The sequence below is a fragment of the Robertmurraya sp. FSL R5-0851 genome, from assembly GCF_038002965.1.
In the GTDB taxonomy this organism is placed as follows: Bacteria; Bacillota; Bacilli; order Bacillales; family Cytobacillaceae; genus Robertmurraya_A; species Robertmurraya_A beringensis.
The window spans coordinates 3,654,677-3,675,297 of record NZ_JBBOOE010000001.1 but is presented as its reverse complement, the minus strand read 5'-3'; the positions used below and the strand labels follow the sequence as shown (position 1 = coordinate 3,675,297).

General features: G+C 40.1%; 16 protein-coding genes. 14 read left to right on the top strand and 2 right to left on the bottom strand.

The genetic code is table 11. From position 1 onward, the window contains the following. Positions 1-5: 5 nt before the first annotated feature. The gene (locus tag MKX65_RS18910; RefSeq protein WP_340905043.1) at positions 6-776 is read right to left on the bottom strand and encodes a TerC family protein; all 771 of its coding nucleotides are present in this window, start codon (positions 774-776) and stop codon (positions 6-8) included. 396 nt (positions 777-1,172) lie between these two features. Continuing rightward, a complete protein-coding gene (locus MKX65_RS18905) occupies positions 1,173-3,659 on the bottom strand; it encodes a substrate-binding domain-containing protein (protein ID WP_340905041.1) in 2,487 nt (828 codons plus the stop codon). A 188-nt stretch (positions 3,660-3,847) separates the two neighbouring features. Here MKX65_RS18905 and MKX65_RS18900 point away from each other — a divergent pair, with 188 nt between their 5' ends. From MKX65_RS18900 to MKX65_RS18835, 14 genes are all read left to right on the top strand, one after another. Beyond that, positions 3,848-4,564, top strand: coding sequence for a LytR/AlgR family response regulator transcription factor (locus tag MKX65_RS18900; protein WP_340905039.1), 717 nt, complete (start codon positions 3,848-3,850; stop codon positions 4,562-4,564). Positions 4,565-4,764: 200 nt separating this feature from the next. Beyond that, the gene (locus tag MKX65_RS18895; protein ID WP_340905038.1) at positions 4,765-5,760 is read left to right on the top strand and encodes a LacI family DNA-binding transcriptional regulator; all 996 of its coding nucleotides are present in this window, start codon (positions 4,765-4,767) and stop codon (positions 5,758-5,760) included. 206 nt (positions 5,761-5,966) lie between these two features. Continuing rightward, positions 5,967-7,136, top strand: coding sequence for a substrate-binding domain-containing protein (locus tag MKX65_RS18890; protein ID WP_340905037.1), 1,170 nt, complete (start codon positions 5,967-5,969; stop codon positions 7,134-7,136). Positions 7,137-7,196: 60 nt separating this feature from the next. Next, positions 7,197-8,693, top strand: coding sequence for a sugar ABC transporter ATP-binding protein (locus MKX65_RS18885; RefSeq protein WP_340905035.1), 1,497 nt, complete (start codon positions 7,197-7,199; stop codon positions 8,691-8,693). Beyond that, on the top strand, positions 8,674-9,654 hold the full coding sequence (locus MKX65_RS18880) for an ABC transporter permease (RefSeq protein ID WP_340905033.1): 981 nt from the start codon (positions 8,674-8,676) through the stop codon (positions 9,652-9,654). Before MKX65_RS18885 ends, MKX65_RS18880 begins: the two co-directional genes overlap by 20 nt. A gap of 70 nt (positions 9,655-9,724) precedes the next feature. Next, positions 9,725-10,903, top strand: a complete 1,179-nt coding sequence (locus MKX65_RS18875; protein WP_340905030.1) for a Gfo/Idh/MocA family protein — start codon at positions 9,725-9,727, stop codon at positions 10,901-10,903. Next, positions 10,900-11,871: a sugar phosphate isomerase/epimerase family protein gene (locus MKX65_RS18870; RefSeq protein WP_340905028.1), complete on the top strand. Its 972-nt coding sequence runs from the start codon at positions 10,900-10,902 to the stop codon at positions 11,869-11,871. The genes MKX65_RS18875 and MKX65_RS18870 overlap by 4 nt, the downstream gene beginning before the upstream one ends. A gap of 75 nt (positions 11,872-11,946) precedes the next feature. Then, entirely contained in the window at positions 11,947-12,981 is a 1,035-nt protein-coding gene (locus tag MKX65_RS18865; protein WP_340905025.1) for a zinc-dependent alcohol dehydrogenase family protein, read from the top strand. Positions 12,982-13,075: 94 nt separating this feature from the next. Further along, entirely contained in the window at positions 13,076-13,927 is an 852-nt protein-coding gene (locus MKX65_RS18860) for a sugar phosphate isomerase/epimerase family protein (protein ID WP_340905023.1), read from the top strand. A gap of 301 nt (positions 13,928-14,228) precedes the next feature. Next, the gene (locus MKX65_RS18855) at positions 14,229-14,813 is read left to right on the top strand and encodes a helix-turn-helix domain-containing protein (RefSeq protein ID WP_340905021.1); all 585 of its coding nucleotides are present in this window, start codon (positions 14,229-14,231) and stop codon (positions 14,811-14,813) included. Between the two features lie 459 nt (positions 14,814-15,272). Beyond that, complete coding sequence (locus MKX65_RS18850; RefSeq protein ID WP_340905019.1) at positions 15,273-16,910, top strand: alpha/beta hydrolase domain-containing protein; 1,638 nt, start codon at positions 15,273-15,275, stop codon at positions 16,908-16,910. A 367-nt stretch (positions 16,911-17,277) separates the two neighbouring features. After that, entirely contained in the window at positions 17,278-18,099 is an 822-nt protein-coding gene (locus MKX65_RS18845) for a sugar phosphate isomerase/epimerase family protein (RefSeq protein ID WP_340905017.1), read from the top strand. Positions 18,100-18,125: 26 nt separating this feature from the next. Then, positions 18,126-19,301, top strand: a complete 1,176-nt coding sequence (locus MKX65_RS18840; protein ID WP_340905015.1) for a substrate-binding domain-containing protein — start codon at positions 18,126-18,128, stop codon at positions 19,299-19,301. Between the two features lie 30 nt (positions 19,302-19,331). Continuing rightward, positions 19,332-20,519, top strand: a complete 1,188-nt coding sequence (locus MKX65_RS18835; protein ID WP_340905014.1) for a Gfo/Idh/MocA family protein — start codon at positions 19,332-19,334, stop codon at positions 20,517-20,519. Positions 20,520-20,621 lie beyond the last annotated feature (102 nt).

Sequence of the window (20,621 nt, the reverse complement as noted above, 5' to 3'; positions counted from 1 at the left end):
AAATTCTAAGAAGTCTCTTCTTCAACTTTTTTTTCCTTCGATAGAAACCATCCTAGTATAGCGATGAGTAACAACACTGCCCAAAATGTTAGTTTCCATTCAGTAGATTTTGCGAATCCTTTAGGTAAATATGCTAAGTCAGGATGAGACAAAGTATATACCGCTAATTTAACACCAACCCAACCTACAATAAGAAATGCTGCGGTTTCGAGACCCGGCTTTTTGTTCAAGATTCCAACAAAGAAATTAGCTGCAAAACGCATGATAACAAGTCCAATTATTCCGCCTGCTAGTATAACCAAAAATTGTCCTCCATCTAAACCACCAATTTGGGGCAATCCAGTCTCGGGCAATGCAACAGCAAATGCAACTGCAGCGAGTATAGCATCCACGGCGAATGCTAAATCGGCTAATTCTACCTTCAATACTGTCATCCAAAAGCCGGATCCTTGTTTTTCAACACCTGTCTTCTTATTTTCTCCTTTTCTTAATACAAATTTCTTAATAATGTGGGTAATAGAGATAAACAATAAGTACAAGGCACCGATTGCCTGTACCTGCCACACATCAACTAAAAAAGAAATAATAAAAAGGGAACCGAATCTGAAAATAAATGCACCTGCAAGTCCATAGAAGAGTGCTTTTTTTCTCCTTTCCTCCGGCAAATGTTTAACCATTATTGCAATAACCAATGCGTTATCTGCAGCCAAAATACCCTCTAAACCAATTAATACGATTAATACCCATAGATATTCTAGTATAAGGGCTGTATCCATTAAAAATAGCCTCCTTCAAACAGTCCTATTGCTACTTTACCCAGAGCAGATTTTTATATTCCGATTACCCATTCAACTACAGGGTACGAAGATCCCAGAAGGGATTGAGGCTTTTTGTTGAAGTTATTGTACTCCCATGGTAAGACGAATATCTAAACGGGGCAGGTCTGCTTAATAAAAAAACCATTATCACCGCCCGCATTTTGTAGAAGGTTTTTAGTGAAAACAGTTTCTATGAATTAGTTGTTCATGAAGCCTGAAATCAGAGAGAAAAAGAGGTCGTAAATAAGAGGTCAATTCTACTAAAAAGAGGCAGGTTTCAACATGAATCCGGCCTCTCCTTTTTATACGGTAATATTGGTGGTGATACTCTTGTAACCGGTATAATCAAGCTAGTTAAAAGTACTTTTGAATGGCATATGGAGGATCTTGACGATAAGCCAGTTTCCACACCTTTAGGATATTTTCTTTTGTTACTTTCATCGCTGGTACAACATAGAAAGGAGCTACTTCCTTACCTAGTAATGAATATCCCGTAATAATTGCTTGTGCCACTCCATTTTCATAAGGTAATTGTGCTCCAAGACCTTTAATATTTCCTCCAGAAGCAATTTGATATGCCGCATTACTTCCCAAATCAACGGTCGTAATGACTATATCCGTTTTCCCTGCTTTACGTGCTGCAGCTAGTGCTCCTTCCGCGGGTTCATCCCAAATAGCAAAAATACCATCTAAATCTGGATTTTTTGCTAACATATCAGAAGCTGCTTTTTCCGCATCGTTTGGGGTGGAAATTCCAGTACGTACAGCAATTTTAATATTTGGATATTTTTCTTTAATCGTAGTTTCGAATGCTTCTACACGCTGATTATTTACAAAGAAATCAATACTGTGGAAAATAACACCAATATTACCTTTTCCTTTAAGTTCTTTTCCCATAATCTCCGCTGCAAATATACCATTTCCATAGTTGTCAGATGTAACAACGCTCACATAATCTTTGCCAAATTCTAATCCTTCAGGCATGCTATCCATAAAAATTAGTTTGATTCCTGCTTCTGCAGCCTTTTTAAAAGCGGGAGCAGTTGCAACTGGATCAACTGGTAAGCTAACGATAACATCTGGTTTTTTAGCCATGATAATTTCGATATCTGAAAGTTGTTTTTCAGGCGTAAATTGTGCATCCGTAACAGCAACAACTTCAATACCCATTTTTTCAAAAGTATCTTTCAAACCACGGATGATCGCAGTTGAAAAGTCATTATCTGTATAATGCATCGCAATAGCTGCCTTATAATTCTTTTCCTTAAGCTTTTTCAGGTCTTTTAAAGATAACTGGAGTGTTTTGGCTGAAACAGCCTCCTCTCCATGCGGCCCTGTGCTTAAAATTTCATCAATGGGAAGATTTTGGTTAATCGTACTATTCAGCGTTTCTCTTATGACGGTCAAAAACTCTCTTACATTAAAGGGTTTTGTTACATAATTATCAAACCCCTTGTCCAATGTATATTGAATGTCCTGCGGAAGCGCATTGGCACTTACAGCAATTACTGCAATATCTTTCGTTTGTTTTATTGTTTTTAACCTATCAAATATTTCATAGCCATGGATATCGGGAAGGTTTGTATAAGAAAGCTGAGATTTCATGATTTTCCTTACTAAGTTCAAGTTCGACTCGTTATCTTCAATATATAACAAATGATAGTCATCTTCCTTACGGATATTTCTCTCAGTAAGTTCAACCTCTTCACCCCATCTCATGACAGGCTTTAATTCATTTGGAAGCGGCACACTAAAGAAAAAATCACTACCTATTCCTTTTTGGCTCGTTACACTAATTTTGCCCCCCATTAGCTGGACGAGCTGTTTTACTAAAGACAATCCAATACCTGTACCTTCTTCTTGTGTCCCTTCTATTCGGTAAAAGGGAATAAATATCTTTTGATATTCTTCACCTGAAAGTCCGATCCCTGTATCCGCAACATGAATGATCTGCTCGTTTCCTTTGAAATAAGAGAAGATCATAACTTTGCCGCCTTCCCGATTATATTTGATCGCATTATCGAGAAGATTAAGAAAGATTTGTTTAAGACGAATGGGATCGGCAAGAACAAATATGTTTTGCCATTGATTCAATTGGTTATGTATACTGATTCTCTTCTTGTTGGCCTGCGGCTGCACGATATTGATACATTCATTGATAATCGTCAGAAGATCAATCTCTTTGATCGACACTTTTATCTGGCCCGATTCGATTCTTGATAAATCTAAAATATCATTAATTAAATTTAATAAATGTCTCCCTCCACTTAAAATCTCTTGGACAAAATCACGCTGATCATCATTTAAGATTTCTTCCATTTCTAATAGCTGTGCAAAACCAAGGATTCCATTCAATGGTGTACGGAGTTCATGACTCATTTTAGAAAGAAAGTCAGATTTCGCCATATTTGCTTTTTCTGCCTCTTCTTTAGTTTGAATTAAGGCATTTTCCATGTTTTTTCGTTCGGTGATATCAGAAATGGTAACAAGGGCAGCCTGTTCTTCTTTATCACAAATTTTAAGTGGCGTTGAATTGACAGAGATCCATTTAGGTTCCTTATTCCTGTCGTTAATACCTAATATGAAACCATGGAAAGGAATACCATCCTTAAGTGTTATTATTCCTGGTAACTGAGAATAGGGTAACGGTGATCCGTCTTCATATATATATTCTAGTTGCATCAAGCTGGATTCAGTTAAGAACTCTGATTTAATCCCCAGTATTTTTTCTACATTTGCATTTAGAGCAACCATTTTCCCCGACTTTTCAAGAATAATGACACACTCGGACATGGTCCGAAGAACTTCTTTATATAAATTATCTTTATAAAAGATTTCCATTTTTTCTCCACCATTCCCTTTCGATTCGAAAAAACTACCTAATCCAGACGTCCTGTCTTATACTGAAAGCAGTTAGATTGCCTACTAACAAAAAATAAGAAGCCATTTATTTCATTTTTTCACATATTATCTAGTTAATATGTATGTGATATAGTTTAAACCAAACCTAATTACATGAGGGATGATTTATGAAAATTTTGATTGCAGAGGACAATGCACCATCTTTAAAATTGTTAAAGCATCTGATTAAATCTGCTCCGAACTATCAAATTGTCGGAGAAGCAGTAAATGGTGAGGATTTAATCAACAAGGTAATGATGGAAAAGCCCGACATCGTGTTAGTTGATATTAACATGCCTTTATTGAACGGAATGGAAGCGGTTAAATCGTGTAAAAAAATTCTGCCAACCTTGCAGGTTATTTTTATCACAGGCCATGATGAATATGCGCTGGAAGCCTTTGGGGTGAATGCAATCGATTACATTGTGAAACCGGTTGAGCGAGACAGGCTTTATTCCGCTTTAGAGCGGGCAGCAGCGTTTTTGAAGAAAACCGGCATGGTTCCGCCATCTGCTCCTGTCAAAAAGGATTTAATGATTAAGCAACAAAATCAATATTCCTTTATTTCGTTAGACGAGATTATTTTTATTGAAAAAGCAGACCGAAAGTCCGTCATTCATACGATTGATAAAAAAATGGAAATAAATGAGGCATTAACCAATCTGGAGGAGCTCCTTGATTCGCGATTTGTTGTTTCTCATCGTTCTTTTATTATCAATTTGCAGTATTTAACGAGAATTGAAGTGGCTGGCCAAACGTATATAGCCCATTTTAAAAATTACGAAGAAACTGCAAGGGTCTCTAAGCATAAGCTAGTTGAACTACAAAAATGTAAATCGTTGTAAAAAAGTAAGGCTCAGTAATGAATAATTATTGGGTCTTATTTTTTTAAAAAAATGCTTTTTTTGTTCGAATGAATGAAAGGGCTTTCTGAAGGAAAGAAACTAGCAGACAAATGGACAAAAAACATGCCTAAAGGCGATTAGACGAAAAAAATGTAAACGATTACAATCTAAGTATAGATACAGGAAAGGAAAAAACAATAATGGTTGGGATTGTCGATGTAGCAAAAAGGGCTAATGTTTCTACTGCAACAGTATCTCGAGTTTTAACAAAGCCTGAAACAGTAAAGGAAACGACGACGGAAAAAGTGTTAAAGGCGATTGAAGCATTGAATTATCAGCCTAATCTCTTAGCGCGCCAGCTAAGAAGGCTCGAAACGAAGACGATCCTAGTTGTTGTACCTGACATTACAAATCCCTTTTTTTCAAAGGTGTTAAGGGGGATTGAAGCTGTCGCTGTTGCAAAAGGATATCAGGTTTTACTGGGTGATACAGGCAATGATGTGGAACGAGAAAAGGGGTATTTAAACATCTTGCAGCAAAAAAAAGCAGATGGAATGGTTTTATTAACCGCCAGAATGGATGCAGCAGCCGTTGAAGAGGTGGCCCGAAGTTTTCCAGTGGTACTGGCATGTGAATATATTGAAGGCTCCAGGATCCCAACTGTTTCGATTGATAACATCAGTGGTGCCAGAAAGGCAACGGAATATTTAGTCGATTTGGGACACGAAAGAATTGGCTGCATCACCGGACCTCTCGATATCGTATTGAGCCGTGACCGTCTCAAAGGATTTTATCAGGCGATGGCAAGGAAAAACCTTATCGTTGACCCCGTGTTAGTCCAGGAGGGGGACTTCTCATTTGATAGCGGATTTAATCTTATGATGAAGTTTTTCGCTCTTGGCCAACTCCCAACAGCGATATTCGCTGCAAGCGATGATATGGCAATGGGAGTCATTAAGGCGATTAAATCAAAGGGTCTTAAGGTTCCTGAGGATATTTCGGTTCTAGGTTTTGATAACCTAAAATTTTCCTCCATATTTGAACCGGCTCTTACAACGATTGCACAGCCAGCATTCGAAATTGGTGAGAACGCAATGGAATTACTGATGAAGCTCATCAACAAAGAGGAAGTCAAGCGCGAGCAAATTATCTTAGCTGACCAGTTGGTTGTAAGGGAGTCTGTCAGAACTATTTAAAAATTTTTAATAAAAAATGTAATCCTTTGCATTTTTTTAAAGTCCATGAGATTCCTATTCTACTTCTAAAATGTAAACGATTACTAGATAAAATTTACTAAACCTTTCAATTTATGAAAAGGAGGTGGTGCCACACTTAAGATTTAAGGTGGTGCCAACAAAATAACGAGCCTAAAGTAAATAACAAACATTGTGGGGGTTATGACATGAAAAAGAGTTTCTCACTTTCGGTATTACTATTATTCATTATAAGCATTTTCCTAACCGGTTGTGGTAATAAATCCACTTCTGGTGAACAAGCAAAGACACAAAAGAATGAAAACTATTCAGAAGCAGCATCAGGGCCATTAACGATCAATCCAGCTATTCCTGATTTAGAAGTACAAGATAAAGGACCAAATGGCGAACAAGCTGTTTCTGCAAAATCCTTACAATTAAATGAAGAAGAACTTAAAAAGATTAAAGATGGAAAATATAAAGCAGCTATTGTTATGCATTACTCCGGTACTGACTATATGAATGCAGCAGTAGGTGCAATGCAAGATACATTTAAGAAGATGGGAATCGAAGTAGTTGCCGTTACAGATGCACAGTTTAAAGCAGAAAAGCAGGTAAACGATATTGAAACCGTTTTAGCGAAAAAACCCGATATTATGATCTCTGTTCCAGTTGATGCAGTATCGACTGCACCAGCTTATAAAAAGGCTGTCGCACAAGGGGTTAAGTTAGTATTCATGGATGGAGCGGCAGAAGGCCTTGTCGCTGGAAAAGATTACATTAGTATTGTATCCGGTGACAACATGGGTAACGGCGCAACAGCGGCCGACATTATGGCTGAAAAACTTGGTGGAAAAGGTAATGTTGGGATTGTGTATCACGATGTAAACTTCTTCGTAACCAAAAACCGCTCTGATGCATTCGAAGCAAGAATCAAAGAAAAATATCCAAATATTAAAATTGTAGCAGAAGGCGGTATTACCGGTCCAAACGATGCTGAGAAAGTAGCTTCTGCAATGCTTACAAAAAATAGAGACCTTGATGGAATCTTTGCCCCATGGGATGTACCGGCTGAAGGCGTTATGGCCGCTGCCCGTACTGCTGGCAATAACGATTTAGTTGTGACAACTGTTGACTTAGGAACGAACGTAGCAATCTCGATTGCACAGGATGGACATGTAAAAGGACTTGGAGCACAGCTACCATATGACCAGGGTGTAGCACAAGCGATTCTCGCTGGTTATGGCCTATTAGGAAAAGAAGCACCTGCTTATGTGGCATCACCATCGATTAAAGTAACAAAAGAAAATGTATTGGATTCTTGGAAGCTTATCTACGGGGCAGATGCTCCAAAAACAGTTCAAGATGCAATGAAATAATTACAATCCGATAGGGGTTGTTTGTAAACAGCCCCTATCACGAAAAGAAGGTGAACTTAGATGGATCAATCTATTCTTGAAATGAAAAATATCAATAAAGCATTTAATGGGATTCCCGTACTGAAGGATGTCAATTTCTCCGTCAAAAAAGGTGAGGTTCACGCTTTGATGGGGGGAAATGGGGCCGGAAAATCGACGTTAATGAAAATCCTTACGGGCGTTTATACTGCCGATAGCGGCGAAATTTTGATTGAAGGAAAGTCTGTGAGCATTAAGAGCTATGAAGAGGCTCAAAAAAATAATATATCGATGATTTTCCAAGAGTTTAGTTTAATTCCAACTCTTACAGTAGCCCAAAATATCTTTCTTACTCGTGAGAAGAAAACAGGGCTGGGATTTTTAGATGATAGAGATTGTGAAAAGAAAACAGAAAAGCTGCTAGAAGAATTAGGCGTAGATATTAAACCTTCTGATATTGTCCAAAACTTAGGCGTTGGCTATTGGCAAATGACAGAAATCGCCAAAGCGCTATCGCAAGAGGCAAAAATACTGATCATGGATGAGCCAACCTCTTCCTTAACGAAAAATGAAACAGAAGTGCTATTTGGTTTTATTAACAAATTGAAAGAAAAAGGTTATTCCATCATCTATATTTCTCACCGGATGGATGAAATCTTTCAAATATGTGACCGAATCACGATTTTACGAGATGGCCGCTACATTACAACGGAAACTTGCAGTGAAACAACTCTTGATACCGTTATTCAACATATTGTCGGTATGGAGTTTGACCAGGCCTTTGAATGGAAGGAACGTTCTTACGCAACTGACGTGCCGCCGATCTTTGAGGCAAGAAACGTAAGTGCTGGCAAGGTTCAAAATATTAATCTTAAAATTCAGCCAGGCGAAATCGTCGGCATTGCCGGGTTGATGGGAAGCGGTAGAACAGAGCTAGTTCGAGCTCTTTTCGGGATTGACCCGATTGAGAACGGAGACATCTATGTGAATGGGCAAAAACAAACGATTAAGAGTCCTAGACATGCGATCGATGCCGGTCTTGCTCTGATTCCAGAGGATCGGCGCATGCAAGGGTTGGTGCTTGAACATAGTGTCAAGGATAATATGATTCTACCCATTCTTTCGAAGGTGAAAAAAGGAACGTTTATTGATAATAAAAAATCCAATGACATTAGTAATGAATTTGTACGAAAGCTCAATATTAAAACCGATCATATTTTTAAACAAGCCAGATTGTTGTCGGGGGGGAATCAGCAAAAAATCGTTCTTGCCAAGTGGCTTGCGAATGATCCTACCGTCCTTATGTTGGATGAACCAACCATCGGTGTGGATATTGGTGCTAAAACGGAAATCGTTGAAATTATCAGAGCAATGGCCGAAAGCGGCAAGGCGATCCTTGTGGTCTCCTCCGAACTCCCAGAGCTGCTTGCCTTAAGTGACCGTGTAATCGTCATGCATGATGGGAAAATAAAGAAAGAGATTACACGCAAAGAGATTAAATCAGAGGAGGAATTACAATATGCAATCCAAGGTTTCTAATTTACAAAAGCCGGAAAATCCGGTATTGAAAGGCTTCGAGTGGCGCAATTATATTGTTTATTTCGCTTTTGTAGGAGTATTAATCTATTTTTCTATCACCTTAAGTGATGATGGGTTTTTAACATCAGGAAACTTGTTAAATATTGTTAGACAAACAGCGACGATTTCTTTAATGGCGTTGGCAATGACATTTGTTATTAGTACAGGAGAAATTGACCTTTCGGTTGGATCAATTGCCGCTCTATCTTCATTAGTCGGAGCATTAGCACTTCAAGCAGGGTATGGCATCATCGGCGGACTTATTGGCGGTGTTGGAACAGGACTAGTAGTTGGATTAATCAATGGTTTACTTGTAACAAAAGTAGCGATTCCTTCCTTCTTAGTAACGCTTGGAACAATGGGAGCGATCAAGGGGTTTGCAATGTGGGTAACTGACACGGCTCCAGTTCCAATTGTAAATGCTAATTTCAACTTCATCTTCGGTTCAGGTGACATTGGTCCGATTCCGGTTCTTCTTCTTTGGACAGTTGTATTCACTGTGATAGCTCATGTGTTACTTCGTAAAACATCATTTGGCCGTCAGGTTCTAGCGACAGGCGGAAATGAAAATGCTGCAAGGTTCTCTGGTGTTAAGACAATGAAAATCAAGTTAATGGTTTTCCTAGGTACAGGATTAATGGCTGGTTTAGCTGGTCTTCTCTATGCAGGTCGTATGAATGCCGGACGTTTTTCCTTCGGTGAAGGAGATGAGCTTTCAGTTATCGCTGCGGTTATTCTTGGCGGAACAAGCTTGTTCGGTGGTGTAGGAACGATTATCGGAACGATTGTAGGTTCCCTCATGATTGGTACGATTAATAATGGTTTGATCATTATGGGTCTGGATGTCAGTCAGCAAATGATTATCAAAGGAATTATCATCATCTTGGCGGTTGCATTTGGTAAGAAAGCGATGAAGCGATAGGTTTGTGAAAACCAAGAACGAAACAGTCAAAATGCAGCACGAGTAGATTTTTCGAACAGGAGGAAGAGCAGTGAAGAAGATAAAAGTTGGTATTATCGGGACCGGTTTTATCGGGCCAACTCACATTGAAGCGATCCGAAGACTTGGATTCGTTGAAGTAGTAGGATTGGCGGAAACCCGTCAAGAAGTCGCTGACCAAAAAGCAGCCGAGCTTGGAATTCCGAAAGCCTATGGTGATTACCGTGAAATGTTGAAAGACAGCCAAATCCAGGTTGTCCATAATTGCACCCCGAATCACCTTCACTTTGCGATTAATAAAGAGATTATTTTAGCAGGAAAGCATGTCGTTTCCGAGAAACCACTGGCAATGAACAGTGAAGAATCAGCAGAATTGCTGGCATTAGCAGAAAAACATGGAGTCATCCATGCGGTGAACTTTAATTACAGACAGCATGCCAGTGTTCAAAATTTACAAGCTAAAATCGTAAACGGTGAGCTTGGGAAAGTAAATTTGGTACACGGTAGCTACCTGCAGGATTGGTTATTGTATGAAACAGATTTTAACTGGCGCTTAGCCCCTGAAGTAGGTGGCAAATCCCGTGCTGTAGCAGATATTGGTTCCCACTGGTGCGATACGGTTCAATATGTAACCGGGAAGAAGATTGTGAAAGTGTTTGCCGATTTGGCAACAGTCATTCCGGTACGAAAGAAAGCAAAAAATGCAATGGCTACGTTTAGTACACAGACTTCATCAGAGCAAGAATTTGAAGATGTTCCAATTAATACAGAGGACTATGCATCCGTTCTGGTTCACTTTGAGGATGGATCAAGAGGAGTCTTTACGGTATCACAAGTAAGTGCTGGCCGGAAAAATCGATTAAGCTTTGAAATCAATGGAAGCAAAAGCTCTATTTTTTGGAATCAGGAAGAACCTGAAAAATTATGGATTGGACATAGGGACCGTGCCAATGAAATTCTGTTAGCGGATCCTGCCTTGTTTAATTCAGAAGCAAGGTCTGCCATCCACCATCCAGGTGGACATAATGAAGGCTGGCCGGATGCCTTGAAAAATATGATGTCGAATTTCTACTCCTTTGTTCGCGATGGCAAGAGTCTGAAAACAGACAAGCCTAAGTTTGCGACGTTTGAAGATGGCCATATTTCCATGTGCATTACCGATGCCATCCTGGAAAGCCACAAAAAGCAAAAATGGGTGAAGGTGCAAGCAGCCAAGGAGGTTCTTACATGAAACTAGGTGTATTTACTCCGCTGTATCAAAACCTTCCATTTGAAGAAATGCTCGACAAGTTAGTGGGAATGGGTGTCGAGGCAGTTGAATTAGGGACTGGGAACTACCCAGGAAACCATCACTGTAATCCGGATGAATTATTGGAGTCTCCGGAAAAAGCGAGAGCCTTTCTGCGAGCGCTTGAAAGCCGAGGGATCACCATCAGCGCACTAAGCTGTCATGGGAATCCGCTGCATCCCGATTTAAAGTTCGCTGCCAATTCTCATGAGGTATGGAGAAAAACGGTATTACTTGCGGAACGCTTAGAAATACCGGTTATTAACGGATTTTCTGGATGTCCAGGTGACAATAAGGACGCTAAAAATCCTAACTGGGTCACATGCTCGTGGCCGCCGGAATATTTGGATGTCCTTAACTGGCAATGGAACGAAGTCGTGATTCCTTATTGGAAAGAGGAAGCGAAATTCGCGGAGCAGCATGGCATTAACCAAATTGCTTTTGAAATGCATCCAGGATTTGTGGTCTATAATCCAGAAACATTGTTGAGGTTAAGGGAACACGCGGGCGAAAACATTGGGGCGAATTTTGACCCGAGCCATTTAATTTGGCAGGGAATCGATCCTGTTCAAGCTATCAAAAAACTTGGTCGTGAAAATGCGATCTTCCATTTCCATGCGAAGGATACTTATTTAGACCAAGCTAATATACAGATTAATGGAGTACTAGATACGAAGCATTATAGCAAGATTTTAGACCGCTCATGGACGTTCAGATCCGTTGGGTATGGCTCGGATGAAAAAATGTGGAAAGACATCGTCAGTGCGTTAAGAGCAGTGGGCTATGATTATGTGATTTCCATCGAACATGAAGATATGCTAGCTTCAACGGATGAGGGATTAAAGAAGGCTATTTCTCTTTTAAAAGGAGCTATGTTTAAGGAACAGCTTACAGAAATGTGGTGGGCTTAGTTTTTTTCGAACAAAGTGCTAAGTGGAGCACGGGTTGGACGTTTTTTTAAAAAATAACTTACCGGAGGAACGATTATGTCAACAATGCAAGCAGTATTTTTTCCAGGAGACAAACAAGTAGAAATTCGCGAGATTGAAATCCCAACACCAGGACAAGGAGAAGTACTCGTTCAATTGAAGGCATCTGCGATTTGCCGCAGTGATATGAGCTTGTATTATGGAACATCTGTATTTGAAGGAACAAAATGCGGATGCACGGTTCCAGGTCATGAACCTGCAGGTGTTATTACTGAACTTGGTGAAGGGGTAAGCAATTTCAAGCCAGGTGACCGTGTAGCGGTTTACTTAGCTTTAGGCTGCGGCGAATGTGAATACTGTAAATCAGGCTACAAAATGTTCTGTAAAGAGTTTAAATGCATCGGCTTTGACTCTCATGGCGGTGACGCTGAGTACATGGTAGTTCCGGCAGAAAACTGCATGAGGCTGCCTGATAGCATGAGTTTCGTAACAGCAGCGGTTTCAACAGACGCAGTGGGAACCCTTTATCATGCGCAAAAGAGATTAGGCATTTCTGGAAGAGACTATCTTGTTATTTTTGGAATGGGTCCAATGGGCGGTGCGGGTGTGATGATCGCCAAAGGACTAGGTGCAACCGTGATCGCGGTTGACATGCTTGATGAACGTTTGGAGCTTGCGAAGGAATTAGGGGCAGATTACACCATCAATGGTAAAACAATGAATGTTCAAGAAGAAATTTCCCGCATTACCAACGGATTAGGAGCCACTGCTGCGATTGATTGCTCTGGAAGCCCTTATGCAGAAAATGATGCATTAGATTGCGTGAGAGCCCATGGTCGTGTAGCGTTTATCGGCGAAAGCAAAGAAACAACAATTAAGCCAAGCCAGCAGTTCATCCGTAAACAAATTACCGTAATTGGATCTTGGTACTTCCCGATTCAAGAATTCGACGAAATCGCTGAGTTCATTGTTAGAAAGAATCTGCCTGTTGAAAAATTAGTCACACATCGATTTAAATTGGATGAAGCTGCAACTGCCTTCCAAATGTTTGATGAAAGAAAAACTGAAAAAGCAGTGTTTGTTTGGGAATAAGAAAGTGGTAGTACTCTGTAAGTGGTTATAACTGTCGAATCACTTGCTATAGAGAAACCAATTTTTATAAAAGAGCAAAAAGGAGCTGTAAACAATGAAAGGAATTTCATTTAATACATGGGTTTATAGTAGTTTTCCAAACTGGCTTTCTTCTTACCCGTTAGAGGAAGTCATCAATCGTCTTTCTTCTTTTGGTTACGATGCGATTGAAATTGGCTGTGCCGCTCCACATGCGTGGCCGGACTATTTATCACCTGAAAGAAGACAAGAAATTAAAAAATTGCTCAAGGAGAAGAACTTAAAGGTTTCATCTATGCTCCCAGCACCAGGCGGAGGCCCGGGAATGAACCCAAGCTCTCCATTAAAGGAAGAAAGAGAATTTACGATTAAACATTATAAGGAAGTCGTTCGCTTAGCACATGAATGGGAATGCCCTACAGTTATGTGGATTGCAGGCTGGGTGGTTTTTGGAACTTCACAGCAAGAAGCATGGAACTACAGCTTAGAAGGCTTAATTGAAGTAGCAACCTATGCAAAGGATCTTGGCGTGACACTCGTGGTGGAACCAACTCCTGCGGACAGCAATTTAATCGAAACTGCGGACGATGCTCTTCTATTAGCCGAGCAATCTGGTATGGACAATGTAAAAGTTATGTTCGATACCTTCCATGCCTTATATCGAAATGAAGTATCAAGCGACTATGTATACCGCATGAAGGATAAGCTCCACCATGTTCATATCGCTGATAGCGACCGCCTGCCACCAGGTCAAGGCCGTTGTGACTACGATGCTGTTTTAAGAGCATTAAAGGATATCAACTATGATGGATATCTATCAATGGAAGTCGGATTCCATGCTAGACAATCTGAGCCGGATTGGTATGCTAAACAATCGATTGCTTACTTGAAAGAAAAGTTAAAAGAAATTGGCTGGGAATACAAATAATCTTGGACAAAATCCGGGCGATAACAGGTACCTGTAGTCGCCCGCCATTTCTTCTTTAAAGGGGGCATTCGCCGTGCAAAAAACCTCCATTCTACTAGAAACTCCTCGATTAATATCTGCATCAGAAATCAATCCAAAAAATCCTCTGCGTTATAAGAAAAATGCCGACTCTGACTATACAGAGATTATCTTTATAGAGCAAGGACGAGGTGATTTTATATTTGAAGAAAACCATTTTGAGGGAAAAACAGGAGACCTTATCATATTAAATCCATTAAGTGATCTCGAGGTGAAATCTTGTATGGACGATCCTCTTAATGGGATTTCCATCTGTTTTTCCAATCTCCATATCAATGGGAAGCAGAAAGGTTGTTTGATAGAATCCACAGATCTTCCTATTATTAATTTGCAGGAAGAAAAGAGGGAGATTCATAATTATTTAAAGGTAATATTAAGTGAATATGATAAAAAGCATGCGGGTTACCAAGATATCATTTCCTCAATATTACAAACGGTAGTGATTAAAGTTACTCGTCTATTGAAAAATGCCAATCCTCATCCTTCCCTTTCATCTGTGTGCCTTGAAGTAAAAAAATATATTGAAGAAAATTTTCGGCAAGAGCTGACCTTAAACGATTTAGCCAACCTCGTTTATGTAAGCCCCTACCACTTAGGACACGTTTTTAAAGAAGAAGTGGGCCTGCCGCCCATTCAATACATAATTCAGTGCCGTATTGAAGAGGCAAAAAGGCTGCTGGAGCATTCCAATCTTTCTGTGAGAGAAATAGCCTCGTTAATAGGCTATGAAAATGCTAATTATTTCAATCTACTTTTTAAAAAAATGACAGGGAGCCCGCCGGGGAAATTCAGAAGAATGAAAGTATAATGCTCTAATCTTTCCAACACTTTAGGGAAAGATTAGAGTATTTTTTTACTATAATATATAGTTTTCCTTTTTGGAAAACTTTTAGTCACTCTTTGTAAACGTCAACAGAAATGTGTATTTTAATTCACAATTTTATTAATTTTCCGTTAACTATATTAACTGTATTATAAATACGAATCCATTGAAAGGCTATTTAACAGCAAAAAATTAATTGATTAATTAAAATATAAAATTTTGAGTTTATTTTAGAAGTAGGTGTTTGCATGGTTCCATTAAAAGATATTGCTGAAAATTCTAACCAGTTACAATATGTACTGATCCTTAAAGGGGGTGGTTGCCTTTAAATTGATTTTTATACATATGAAATCAAGAGGGGAGGAAACGCACGAAAGCAATTTAATAGGTTTCTATTTTTGAAGGCAATCGTTGAAATGATTCTAATTACAATGGAGGTAAAAAATGAGAAACTTTTCTAAAAAGCGCTGGCTGCTGGTAACGGCCAGTCTGGTGTTAACAACATCTCTCTTCACATTCGATTGGGCCCAGGCATCTACGAAAAGCTCCAAAGAAGATCCCTCAACCAAGAAAGTGACATCAGTCGCCATACCGAAGGTTACTGGACCTATTTCGGTTACGGAAAATTCCCAGCCATTTACTGTAGGTGGAACCGACCTTGAGGGTCATGGTTATCGTTTAGACGAGTATTTTGTTAGCGGGAAAGCTAACGTTTATGACTGGGGTTCAGACGGTAAAGCGTTAACACCTCAAGTACGGACCGCTAATGCGCCATATACCACACGTATTGTCGTTAGGAAACCGGAAAATCCTAAAAAGTTCAGCGGCAATGTCTGGGTGGAACTGAATAACCCATCACGCGGCTGGGATGTTGAAGTCCAGTGGCCAGTCGTTCAGGAAAAGGTCATGCGCGACGGGGATATTTGGGTAGCTGTGACTGTTAAACCGAATGTCATCGCTTCACTCGAACGAATCGATCCAAAACGGTATGAACCTTTATCGATGGCAAACCCGTTGAAGCCTGAGCAGCAAGTATGCGGTAAACTGCCTGGCGAACCAGGTTATGATGAGAATCTTTCCAAGTTATATGAGAACGGACTTGCATGGGATATCATCTCCCAGGTAGGATCTCTTGTCCAAAGTAAGGACAAAAGCAACCCACTACACAATTACAAGGTGAAGCACGTATTCGGGACAGGAGAGTCTCAAACTGGCTTTTATATTAACACGTATGCCGCCAATTTTGCGGAAGATGCGAAACTTTCAAATGGAGAAACCGTATATGATGGCTTCGTCTCCGCTTCTGGGGCGGGCAGGACTGTACCGATTAACCAATGCGTAGCGGCAACAGATGAAAAAGACCCTCGAAGCAAACTGCCGAGCAAGCATGTACCTTTTATGAGGATTGATGCACAAGGTGATATTTTCCAGTTGTCCAGCTATAAATGGCGCCAAGCCGACAGTGACACTCCAGGAGCAGGCTATCGTATGTATGAAATTGCTGGTGCCGTTCATGGTCCGGCACTCATTGTAAATTATCAGCCACCTGCTGAACAAATCGTAAAAGCTGGAAACCTTCCGACCCAAGTGCCATATGCTTACGGTGGAGTAGAGCCGAAGGCCAACCAACTGCCACGACATTATATTGAAATGGCAATGTATAAAAATATGGAGCGCTGGGTCATTAAAGGTATTCGTCCTCCGCATGCAGAGCCGTTGAAGGTACAGGCGGGAGTCGGAACTTCGGAAAGTCTTTTTGGAGAGACCTTCAATGCATCGTTTGTAAAAGATCAATATGGAAACGTTCTTGGCGGCGTACGCAGCCCACATGTTGACGTTCCGACAGCTACTTACTACGAGTATGCGACGTTAAAAGAAGGTTATGTGTATGCATGGTCGTTTGGCCATCAAGAAGATTTCTCCAGCGAGAAACTGCAGCAAATCTATGGAACTGTCGCACCGCATCAAAATTACGTCAAGCAAGTTAAAGCCTCTGTCGAAAAGCTGCAAAAGGAACGCTGGCTTGAGCCGGAAGAAGCACAAAAAATTATTCAGCAGGCAGAACTTACACCGATTCCATGATGACAACGGACAAGTAACAATTAAGGAAAAAGTGTCAAGCGGATGCACCAAAAGTTATTCAAGATGCTGATAAGTAGTTTTATGTAACGTGAACTTTAAAAGCTCTAATCGTTCTAGAAATGGGGAGATTAGAGTTTTTTTGTTAGCAAGAATGTGTATTTAATTTCGCAATTTTATTGATTTTACCTTTACCATATACCATGTAGTATAAGGAGTGAAAATACTACTTTGTCAATGTAATGGATTACATTATTTCTCATAGAAAACAAAAAATGATTTTTAAAAACCTAAAATTGTAATCGATTACAAACTGAGGATTATTTTCGATGGGTCAAGAAGCTACATAGTATAAAATGGAGGGGAAATGATGAGACTAGGCTATCAAACGAATACGTGGGGAGGCGTGGTTGGTCACCCGGCTGGAGTTACTTCTGTAAAGGATCTCTATTACCTTACAAACGGCTCAACAGAGGATGCACTCAAAGAGATTGCTGAAGCTGGCTATAAAGGGTTTGAAATTTTTGATGGAAATCTGATGCAATATCGAGATAAAAAAGAAGAATTTATAAAACTCACCTTAGATCACTCTTTATCCTTCATAGGTGTTTATACCGGCGGAAACTTTATTTTTCCTGATATTTTAGATGAAGAATTAGCAAAAATTGAAGAGGTAGCAGCTTTCGCTTATGAATTAGGAGCAAAGCATCTTGTTGTCGGTGGCGGAGCAGTCCGGACTAACGGTATCGAAGAAAACGATTACAAGAATTTAGGAAATGCCCTTAATAGAGTAGTAGAAATCGCAGATAAATACCACCTTATTCCTAGCTACCATCCGCATTTGGGGACGAATGTACAGTCACCTGAACAGCTGGATAAATTAATGCCTTTAACAACTATTAACCTATGTCCTGACACAGCACATATTGAAGCAGGTGGGGGAGACCCGGTTGAAGTGATTAAAAAATATGTTGATCGCATCAAATATATTCACTTTAAAGACTATGAAAATGGTGAGTTTTTGCCATTAGGGGAAGGCCATCAGAAGTTTGATGAAATGCTAAAAATACTAGAGGAAGCAAATTATGACGGCTGGATTACAGTGGAATTGGACAGCTGGGCGAATCCAAAAGAGGGTGCCGAAATCAGCCGGCAATTTCTTGCCCAGTATGAAGCATTAAAGACAAAATAAGTTTTTCAATAGATAGGGGGACCAATATGAAAAAGGTTTTATCGATTATTACTATGATTCTATTTATTACTAGTATTACACTAGCCGGTTGCGGCGAGAGAAGCACGAGTACCGAAAAAAGTGATGGGTCAGAGAAGTCCAAAACGGAAGAAACAGCGGCAAGTTCCGGTCCAATCACCATTAATCAGGAGATCCCTGACCAAGAAATTTTAAGTAAAGGTCCTAGCGGGGAAGCGGCTGTTTCAGCTAAAACACTACAGTTGACTGAAGAAGAAGTGCAAAAGATCAAAGAAGGAAAATACAAAGCGGCTCTTGTTATGCACTATGCAGGAAACGACTGGGCGACTGCTCAAATCGATGGTTTAAAAGCCACGTTTGAGAAAATGGGAATTGAAGTAGTAGCCGTTACCGATGCCCAATTTAAGGCTGAAAAACAAGTATCTGATATCGAAACTGTTTTAGCGAAAAAACCTGATATTATCGTAGGGATTCCAGTTGACCCAGTTTCGACTGCTTCTGCTTTTAAGAAAGCCGCAGATGCAGGAGTAAAAGTCGTGTTTATGGATAATAAACCAAATGGTCTGGAAGCAGGCAAGGATTATGTGAGTGTAGTTTCTGCCGATAACTATGGAAATGGCGTTCAGGCAGCGGAAATCATGGCTGAAAATCTTGGTGGAAAAGGAAAAATCGGTGTAATTTATCATGATGCCGATTACTTCGTAACCAAGCAGCGTACAGAAGCATTTGAAAAAACAATCAAAGAAAAATATCCAAATATCGAAATCGTTGAACGTGGCGGCATCATCGGCCCTAACGATGGCGAGAAAGTGGCTTCTGGAATGTTGACGAAGAATCGTGACCTTGATGGAATGTTTGTAGTATGGGATGTTCCGGCAGAAGGAGCTTTAGCAGCCGTACGTACGGCTGGCAAGAAAGATTTCGTGATTACAACCATTGATTTAGGGACAAACGTAGCGTTGGATATTGCGTCTGACGGAATCATTAAAGGGCTTGGCGCTCAGCTGCCGTATGACCAGGGGATTTCAGAAGCCATTTTAGCCGGTTATGGATTACTGGGTAAAGAAGCCCCGGCATATGTAGCCGTACCAGCATTACAAGTAACGAATAAAAACGTATTAGAAGCTTGGAAACTTGTTTACCATCAAGATGCGCCAGAATCTATTCAAAGTGTTGCAAAATAATGAAACGTTCATAAAAGGGAGGATAAAAGAGTGAAAAAATTGAACGTAGGCATGATCGGCGGAGGATTTATGGGAAAGGCGCATTCACTTGCCTATGCAGGAATGCCAATGTTTTTTTGGCCAGCACCAGCGATTCCTCATCGTCATACTGTAGTGGATGTAACAGAGGATTTAGCAAGGGAAGCCGCAGCAAGATTAGGATTTGAACATTATTCAACCGATTGGAGAGAAGTTGTTAACAATCCGGAAATCGATGTTATCGATATTGTAACTCCGAATAATACCCATGCAGAAATAGCGATTGCAGCAGCAAAAGCAGGCAAGCATATTATCTGTGAAAAACCCTTAGCATTAGGTGCTGAACAAGCGAAAGAAATGCTGGAAGCAGTTAAAGCAGCAGGTGTTAAGCACGCGGTGGCCTTCAACTATAGAAGAACACCAGCCGTTGCTCTAGCAAAAAAATATATTGAAGAAGGAAGAATTGGAAAAATTCTAAGCTTCCGCGGAACCTATTTACAAGACTGGTCAGCTGATCCCAATTCTCCTTTATCATGGCGCTTCCAAAAGAAAATTGCAGGATCAGGTGCTCTTGGAGATATCGGTACACATGTCGTTGATTTTGCCCGTTACCTTGTGGGTGAAATTACCGATGTGAATGCGATGACAAAAACATGGATTCCAGAAAGACCTATCCAATCTGGCGGTCTTGACAAGTTAGGTACAGTTAAAGCTGGTGGAGCTGATGTTCCGAAAGCGGCTGTCGACGTTGATGATGAAATGATTACTATGGTTAAGTTTGATAATGGTGCGATTGGTACAATTGAGGCAACACGTAATGCCTGGGGCCGCAATAACTTCTTAACTTTTGAAATTCATGGTGAAAAAGGTTCATTATACTTTAACTATGAGCGCCGCGACGAGCTTCAAGTTTGCTTCGCGGATGATCCAAGTGATGCGAAAGGCTTCAGAACGGTTTATACTGGACCTGCCACTCCATATGGTGAAGGATTATGGCCAATTCCAGCTCTAGGTATTGGTTACGGGGAAACAAAAATCATTGAAACCTATGATTTATTTAAAGCAATCACTGATGATACAGAGTTTTCTCCAAACTTCAATGATGGCTATCAGATCGAATTGATCGCAGATGCTATTCTTGAATCTGCTGAAAAAGGTGAATGGGTAAAACTTGAAAAAACTGTAGTGGATGTAAAATAAAATAATAGGAGGCTTCTCTTTGAGAAGCCTCCTTCATACTGTAGACAAGTCCCTTAAAAAGGATTTGCCTACACTTTTTTTTTGTATAATAAAGTTACTATC